This is a genomic window from Streptomyces sp. NPDC089915 (genome assembly GCF_040684675.1).
GTDB lineage: Bacteria > Actinomycetota > Actinomycetes > Streptomycetales > Streptomycetaceae > Streptomyces.
Genome location: NZ_JBFBGN010000263.1, coordinates 1 through 3,620 on the forward strand (window position 1 = coordinate 1; position 3,620 = coordinate 3,620).

A 3,620-nucleotide genomic window follows, 5' to 3' on the forward strand; every position below is an offset into this window, starting at 1 on the left:
CCGAAACCGACAGCACCAAGACCCTGGGCCCGGGGCAGTCGGAGAAGATCTGCACCGCGTTCCTGATCCCGGCCGGGCAAAAGCCGGCGGCGGTCGAGCTGTTCCGGGGCTTCAACGCGGAACCGGCCCAGTGGCCGCTCGGCGGCTGAGGCGGACGGAGGCGGACCGATGCCCACGCGCGCGCCGGGCGGAGGGACGGCCGTTCCGGCCTCCCCGCCCGGGGTGGAGCAGTGAGCCGACGGCGTACGGCACGTAGCGGGCGAGGCGGACCGGGCTGAGGAAGCTGTGGCCCTTCTCGTACAGCTCGAAGGCGTTGCCCCTCCGTAGCTCGTGGTCCGTGGTCCGTGGTCCGTGGCCCGGGGTCAGCCGTTTCCGCCGTGGTCGTACACCGTCACCGCCACGCCCCGAGTGGACAGCGCCCCGCTGATCAGGGGCTCCACCCTCGGCCACTTCCCGCCGGCCAGACCGCAGCCGATGCGGGGCATGTGGACGGAGGCGCCCAGTTCGAGGGCGTGGCCTGCGAGCGCGGCCAGGCACTGCTCCAGGGCGTCGTAGCGGATCGGGACGCCCGAGCTGCCCGTGCGCATGCCGCGCTGGCCGATCATGTTGGCGACCCAGGTGTCCGGCCGGACGCGGACCAGCCGGACCGCGCCGAGGCCGAAGTCGTTCCCGGCGCGGGCGCGGTGCCAGGCACGGTAGTCCCGCTCGGGCTCCGGCCAGCGCCGGGATATCGCCAGGACGAAGCCCTTACCCCAGCCGCCGAGATCGTTGCAGACGTGCGCGATGATCTTCGGCCCCTTGGCCTGCGGACTGGTGGCATCCCCGGAGATGATCGTGATCGGCGTCATTCCTCGAGCCTAAACGGGCCCACTGACAAGCCCGTTCGGCCCGGAGGCCACCGGGTAGCCGAGCGTGCGGGCCCGGTCGGCCATGACGTCGGGGTCCGCCGCCGGATCCAGCGCGCCGACCGTTCGACGGTCCAGCGGGGTGCCGGCGAGGAGTGCGGCGACGGCCCGCCGGTCGACGGGGCGCCCGTGGTACTCCTCGGCGTCAGCGCAGATGGCCTCGGCGCTGCCGTCGGCCACGAGCTCGAACAGCCAGCCGGCTCCGTCGGACTCGCCGGTCCCGAACTCCACCGGACCGCACCGCCACGCGTCCGCGCCGGTCTCGCGCCACGCGCACACCGTCGCGTCGAAGAAGTCCTCGAACCGCAGCTCCGGATCGGCCGGATAGCGGGCCAGTGCGGCGGGCAGGCCCTCCAGCAGCCCGGGCCAGTGAGCCCTGGGCCACTCCCGCCACGGCGTCGCATCGCATTCGTGGTCGAAGCCGTAGAGGAAGACCCCGGCCGGATCGAAGACGATCCCGTACAGATCACCGGAGCCGTTGTCCATCCGGGCCAGGTCCACGCCCGGGCGCCAGTCCGGGACGTAGTCGTGCCGCGAGGTGCAGCCGCCGTCGAGGACGACGTCGAGCAGCGCGAGCGCCCGGGAGCGGGCGCGCAGGCTCTCGGGGTCGGGCAGTAGCGATAGCAGTTCGTGGACGTTCATGTCGGGCATTGAACAGGCCGCCACTGACAGCGTGATCGTCATGATCCGACCGACTGGCACGTCGGCACTGGCACCGGCACCAGCACTGGCGCCCGCATGGGACGGCCGTGGATCAGGGCAGGAGTGCCCTCATCGTCTCCACCGGCGGGAGGGGTTCGCGGCCGCCGCCTCCGCGACCCGGTCGTCGGCGAGCGCGTCCCGGAGGGCGTCCGGTAGGTCCCGGCGCATCGCGACCAGCATGCGGACGGCCGGCTCCGCCGATCCGGCGAGGGCGGTGAGTTCCGTCGCGCCGGCGGCGGCGACGCGGGGGAGGAGGGGAGAGCCGGGCCTGGTGGCGGTGGTGAGCCGGGCCAGGAGGTCCAGGGGCAGGTGCGGGTAGTGGGCGAGGGAGCGCGGGACGTCGTGGCCGTCGTCCTCCGCGAGGCGGCGTATCAGGTCCTCGCCGATCGACGGGTTCTGCGCCAGCGCCGCACGGACCATCGGCACCGGATCCCCGGCCAGCCGCGCGTAGACCGGCTGCGGAAGGCCCTCGCGGGCGGCCACGGGTTTGCGCAGCAGGGCCGACGGATCGTCGGCGAACCGGGCCACGGCCGCCGTCGGCGTCGCCAGGTTGTGCAGCGCCTGCCACCGCACCCCGTGCACCGCCGACTGGTGGGAGCCGTCGCAGGCGTCTCCGGACAGCAGCGCGCAGTCGGTACGCGGGCAGTCCCGGGCGTGCACGAACGGCACCTCCTCCTGGTCGCAGACCCGGCAGGCTCCGACCGGCGGCAGGCCCTCGCCGGTGAGCAGCGCCGCCAGCAGCCGCGGCGGTGTCGCCTCGTTGGCCGCGACGGAGAGGCGCACCTCCGCGTGCGGATGCCGGGCGAGCCCGGCGGCCAGGCCGGCCGGGGCCCGGAGGGCGAGTTCGGCGACGACGCGCACGTCGGGGTCGTCCGCGAGGCGGCGCACCACCTCCTGCGGCAGGCCGGGGCACCCGGCCAGCCCCTCCCGGTGCCGGACGAGGGGATCCGCGGCGAAGTGCCGGGCCCACGCGGCCGGCCCCGTTCCGGTGTCGAGCAGGGCGAGCGCGGCGAGCGGCCGCTCGGCCGGGTCCACGTCCTGCGGGCGCAGGAGGCCGTCGTAGGCCAGTTGGACGGCGGTCTCGTCGGACCGGGCCGCCAGCGTGCGGATCTGAGTATGGGTCAGGTCCGTGCGCTGCGCCAGCGCCGTGTCCACGTCTTCGTCCGCCATCGCGATCAGCCGGTCGATCAGGTGGGACGGGAGCAGGGGGGTCACCGCGTCATCCTGCGGCACGCGACACCGGACGCGCCCGGGGTTTTCACCCCCGCCCTCGCCCCCGCCCCCAGCCCCGGCCCGGGGAAGGCGGCTCGTCGTGAGGCGGCGATGGAGTGGCGGGTGGCCCGGGGCGGCTTCCTCCGGGACACCCGCCGGTCTGCGGGCAGCCACCGGCCGGCCGTCCGGGGCGGGGCGGGCGGTGAGCAGGTTTCGAACGTTAGTGCCGGAGCGGGACGTTCCGTCCGAAGCGAAGGGGAAGTGGCCGGAAGGTGGCAGCAGGGGGCGGCGTGGCGGGCCCTCCCTGGCCTGAACTCACGGGGCGGAGCGACCGGGCAGCGGCGTGCGGGCCCGGCGGCGCCGGTCCGCTCAGTCCTCCGACGGGGGAGGGGGGTCGAGGGCTTCGACGGTGCCGGAGATGTCGGTCGTGTATCCGCCGGAGGCGTAGACACAGCTACCGGTGATGCCGGGAGGGCACTGCATGGCGGCCGCCGCGAGCAGGTTGCGGGGTTTCGGCAGGGACGGGAGGGCCGTCCAGGCGTTGGTCGCGGGGTTGTACGCATCCACGTTGGCCACAGGGCTGCCCGTGTTGTTCCCACCCACGACGTAGACGCAGGTTCCGCTCTGGCCGGGCGGACAGGTCGTGGCCGCCACTCCGGCATTGGCCCGGGGCGTCGGAACCGGAGCCATCGGACTCCAGGCGTTGGTCACCGGGTTGTAGGACTCCACCACCCTCAGGTACTGGCCGCTGACCCCGGCGGTGATACCGCCGCCGATGGCGTAGAGGCAGGTGCCCGTCTG

General features: G+C 74.4%; 4 protein-coding genes. All 4 read right to left on the reverse strand.

Annotated features, from left to right (window positions below; translation table 11 throughout):
- Positions 1-362 precede the first annotated feature (362 nt).
- Entirely contained in the window at positions 363-848 is a 486-nt protein-coding gene (locus tag AB0O29_RS34525; RefSeq protein ID WP_365159976.1) for a macro domain-containing protein, read from the reverse strand.
- 9 nt (positions 849-857) lie between these two features.
- Positions 858-1,547 carry a hypothetical protein gene (locus AB0O29_RS34530; protein WP_365159979.1) on the reverse strand — a complete coding sequence of 230 codons (690 nt, stop codon included), beginning with the start codon at positions 1,545-1,547 and terminating at the stop codon, positions 858-860.
- A 129-nt stretch (positions 1,548-1,676) separates the two neighbouring features.
- Positions 1,677-2,822: a hypothetical protein gene (locus tag AB0O29_RS34535; protein ID WP_365159982.1), complete on the reverse strand. Its 1,146-nt coding sequence runs from the start codon at positions 2,820-2,822 to the stop codon at positions 1,677-1,679.
- Positions 2,823-3,188: 366 nt separating this feature from the next.
- Positions 3,189-3,620, reverse strand: a 432-nt coding sequence (locus AB0O29_RS34540) for a kelch repeat-containing protein (protein ID WP_365159985.1), incomplete at its 5' end; no start/stop codon positions are given.

Bases quoted from the DNA above. Each gene is read 5' to 3' on its own strand.
- AB0O29_RS34525 (WP_365159976.1), bottom strand. From the start codon at position 848: ATGACGCCGATCACGATCATCTCCGGGGATGCCACCAGTCCGCAGGCC.
- AB0O29_RS34530 (WP_365159979.1), bottom strand. From the start codon at position 1,547: ATGAACGTCCACGAACTGCTATCGCTACTGCCCGACCCCGAGAGCCTG.